We start from the raw sequence: 3589 nt of genomic DNA on the forward strand, positions 1-3589 counted from the left end.
GCCAGCAGCAGGCGGGGCGCACGCGCGGGCACGCCGTCGTGCAGCAGGCCCTGGGCCACGCCGGTGCGCACCAGGGCTTCGAGTTCGGCATGGCAGGGGTCGATGGCGGCGGCCATCCAGCGACCCACGGCCTGCGGAGCCTGCTCGCCTTCGGCCAGCAGCAGCCGCAGCACCGCCAGCACCTCGGGCTGGGCCACACGGTCGTACAGCGGGTCGATCACCCGCAGCACCAGCACCTGCGGCGTCACCTGCAGGTCTTCGGGCCGGGGCACCTCGGCCGGCCGCGGCGGTTGCAGCACGCGGGTGAGCAAGGCCTCGAAGATCTCTTCCTTGCTCTTGAAGTGGGTGTAGATGCCGCCCTTGGACAAACCGGCCGCGGCCGCGATGTCGTCGATGCGGGCCGCCGCATAGCCCTTGTCGGCAAACACCTGCAGCGCCGCGTCCACGATCTGCGCATGGCGTGTGGTGGCCGGCAGCCGGCGGCGCGGCGTGCCGGTGGCAATCGCATGAAGGCTCATGCCGAAGATTGTGTGCAGCGCTGGGGCGGCCGTCACCGGGTTCTCCCCGTGCTGGAAACCGACCATCCGGTTTTTAGTGATCCAGATCAAACCCGCCCGGGGCGTGGCTGCATAGATTGGCCGCATGCCGTACCGCCACGCCCGCCCATGACCGAAGAAGCACCGGCCCGCCACCTCGACACCCTGGCTCGCGCCACGCTGGCCCAATTCACCGGCTCGCTGTCTCCCGCCGCGTTGCTGCTGGCCTGGCAGGACTGGCGGCTGCACCTGGCCGCTTCACCCGGCAAGCAGATCGAGCTGGTGCAACTGGCCATGGCGCAGGCGCAATCGCTGGCCGGCTTTTATGCGCAGCGGCTGGCCGCCGGCGCCCAACGCGCCGAGGTGCCCACGCCGGTGCAGGACCGTCGCTTTGCCGCGCCCGGCTGGCGCGACTGGCCCTTCAGCCTGTGGCATCAGGCCTTCCTGCTTTCCGAACAATGGTGGGACGCGGCCACCCATGGCGTGGCCGGCGTGTCGCCCCACCATGAAAAGCTGGTGGCCTTCTGGGCCCGGCAATGGCTGGACATGGCCTCGCCCGGCAACCAGCTGGCCACCAACCCGGTGGCGCTGAAGCAGACACGCGACGAGCACGGCCTGAACCTGCTGCGCGGCGCGCAGCGCTGGCTGCAGGACCTGCAGCGCCTGGCCAGCCACAGCCCGCCCGAGGGCACCGAAGCCTTCCGCCCCGGCCATGAGGTGGCGGTGACACCCGGCCGCGTGGTGCTGCGCAACCGGGTGATGGAGCTGATCCAGTACCAGCCCAGCACGCCCACCGTGCATGCCGAGCCGGTGCTGCTGGTGCCGGCCTGGATCATGAAGTACTACATCCTCGACCTGTCGCCGCACAACTCGCTGGTGCGCCACCTGGTGGACCACGGCCACACGGTGTTCTGCATCTCTTGGAAGAACCCCGGCGAGGCCGAGCGCGACCTGGGCATGGACGACTACCTCGACCAGGGTTTCTTCGCGGCGCTGGCGGCGGTGCAACGCATCGTGCCGCGCACGCCGGTGCATGCGGCCGGCTACTGCCTGGGCGGCACGCTGCTGGCCATCGCGGCGGCGGCCATGGCGCGCGATGGCGATGATCGCCTGGCCACCACCACCTTCTTCGCGGCGCAGACCGACTTCAGCGAGCCGGGCGAGCTGGGCCTGTTCATCGACGACAGCCAGGTGAGCCTGCTGGAAGCCCAGATGAGCGAAACCGGCTACCTGGACAGCCGCCAGATGGCCGGCGCCTTCCAGATGCTGCGCTCCTACGACCTGCTGTGGTCGCGCCTGGTCAACAGCTACCTGCTGGGCGAGGCCGAGACCCTGAACGACCTGATGGCCTGGAACGCCGACGCCACCCGCATGCCGGCCCGGATGCACTCGCAGTACCTGCGCCGGCTGTTCCTGGACGACGATCTGAGCGAAGGCCGTTACCCGGTGGGCGGGCGGCCGGTGTCTCTGGGCAGTCTGCGCTGGCCCAGCTTCATGGTGGGCACCGAGACCGACCACGTGGCGCCCTGGCGCTCGGTGCACAAGCTGCACTTCCTGAGCCCGGCCGAGATCACCTTCGTGCTGACCAGCGGTGGCCACAACGCCGGCATCGTCAATCCGCCGGTGGCCGGCTCGCACCGCCACTACCGGCAGCTCACGCGGCCGGCCGACGGTGCCTACCTGGCACCCGACGAATGGCAGGCCGCGGCCATGCTGCATGAGGGTTCGTGGTGGCCGGCCTGGCAGCAATGGCTGGCTACCCATTCAGGGCCGCAGCGCAAGCCGCCGCGCCTGGGCCTGCCCGGGAGCACCGACCTGGGCGCCGCGCCCGGCCACTACGTGATGGAGCGCTGAGCCATGTCCACCGCCACACCGTCACTGCAGGGCCGCAAGGGCCTGGTCGTCGGCATCGCCAACGAACACAGCATCGCCTGGGGCTGCGCGCAGGCCTTTGCGGCCGCCGGGGCCGAGCTGGCCGTCACGTGGTTCAACGACAAGGCCCGACCCTTCGTCGAGCCGCTGGCCCTGCAGCTGAAAGCGCCCATCACCCTGCAGCTGGACGTGGAACAGCCGGGCCAGATGGAAGCGGTGTTCGAGGCCATCACGCGCCAGTGGGGCCGGCTGGACTTCGTGCTGCACTCCATCGCCTTTGCGCCCAGGAGCGACCTGCATGGCCGGGTGACCGACTGCTCGCGCGAGGGCTTTCTGCGGGCGATGGACATCTCGTGCCATTCGTTCGCCCGCATGGCGCGCCTGGCCGAGCCCTTGATGCCCGAGGGCGGCAGCCTGATGACCATGAGCTACGTGGGCGCCGAAGAGGTGATTCCCAGCTATGGCGTGATGGGCCCGGTGAAGGCCGCGCTCGAGGCCAGCATGCGCTACCTGGCGGCCGAGCTGGGGCCGCGCGGCATCCGCGTCAATGCCGTCTCGCCGGGGCCGCTGGCCACACGCGCGGCCTCGGGCATTCCGCAGTTCGACGCCCTGCTGGCCGATGCAGTGCAGCGCGCACCGCTGCGCCGGCTGGTGTCGCTGCAAGACGTGGGGGCCCTGTGCACCTTCCTGGCCGGCGACGGCGCACGGGCCATCACCGGCAGCACGCTGTACGTGGACGGCGGCCACCACATCCTGGGATGACGATGCGCCACCGCTGTCTGTCCGCGCTGGCCGCGGCTGCGCTGCTGGCCGGTTGTGCCTCGCCGGCGCCGCCCTACGCCGCGCCCGAGGCACAACTGCCGGACCACTACGACACGAGCCCTGATGCCGCGCCCTCGTCGGCCACCGCACTCGCCTGGCAGGACTACTTCAGCGATGCCACGCTGCGCCCGCTGATCGACCAGGCACTGGCGCAGAACCACGACCTGCGCCTGGCCGTGCTGCGGCTGCAGGAAGCGCAGGCGCTGTACGGCGTGCAGCGCAGCGCCAGCCTGCCCACGCTGGCGCTGTCGGCAGACGCCACGCGCGGCCGCACGCCGGCTGATCTGAGCGTGACGCGCCGCGCCGTCACCACCAGCCAATGGCGCGCGGGCCTGGCCGTCAGCAGCTGGGAGATCGAC

4 protein-coding genes are annotated in these 3589 nt (G+C 70.9%); 3 read left to right on the plus strand and 1 reads right to left on the minus strand.

Features of this window, described 5'->3' with window-relative positions:
- Positions 1-518, minus strand: a 518-nt coding sequence (locus ABNT58_RS26945; protein WP_348756454.1) for a TetR/AcrR family transcriptional regulator, incomplete at its 3' end; no start/stop codon positions are given.
- A 147-nt stretch (positions 519-665) separates the two neighbouring features.
- Between ABNT58_RS26945 and ABNT58_RS26950 the strand changes: the two genes are divergently transcribed.
- From ABNT58_RS26950 to ABNT58_RS26960, 3 genes are all read left to right on the plus strand, one after another.
- Complete coding sequence (locus ABNT58_RS26950; RefSeq protein WP_348756455.1) at positions 666-2390, plus strand: alpha/beta fold hydrolase; 1725 nt, start codon at positions 666-668, stop codon at positions 2388-2390.
- Between the two features lie 3 nt (positions 2391-2393).
- The gene (gene fabI / locus ABNT58_RS26955) at positions 2394-3170 is read left to right on the plus strand and encodes an enoyl-ACP reductase FabI (RefSeq protein ID WP_348756456.1); all 777 of its coding nucleotides are present in this window, start codon (positions 2394-2396) and stop codon (positions 3168-3170) included.
- Positions 3171-3172: 2 nt separating this feature from the next.
- A partial coding sequence (locus ABNT58_RS26960; RefSeq protein WP_348756457.1) for a TolC family protein occupies positions 3173-3589 on the plus strand: 417 nt, incomplete at its 3' end.

The sequence above is a fragment of the uncultured Aquincola sp. genome, assembly GCF_964001545.1.
Lineage (GTDB): Bacteria > Pseudomonadota > Gammaproteobacteria > Burkholderiales > Burkholderiaceae_C > Aquincola.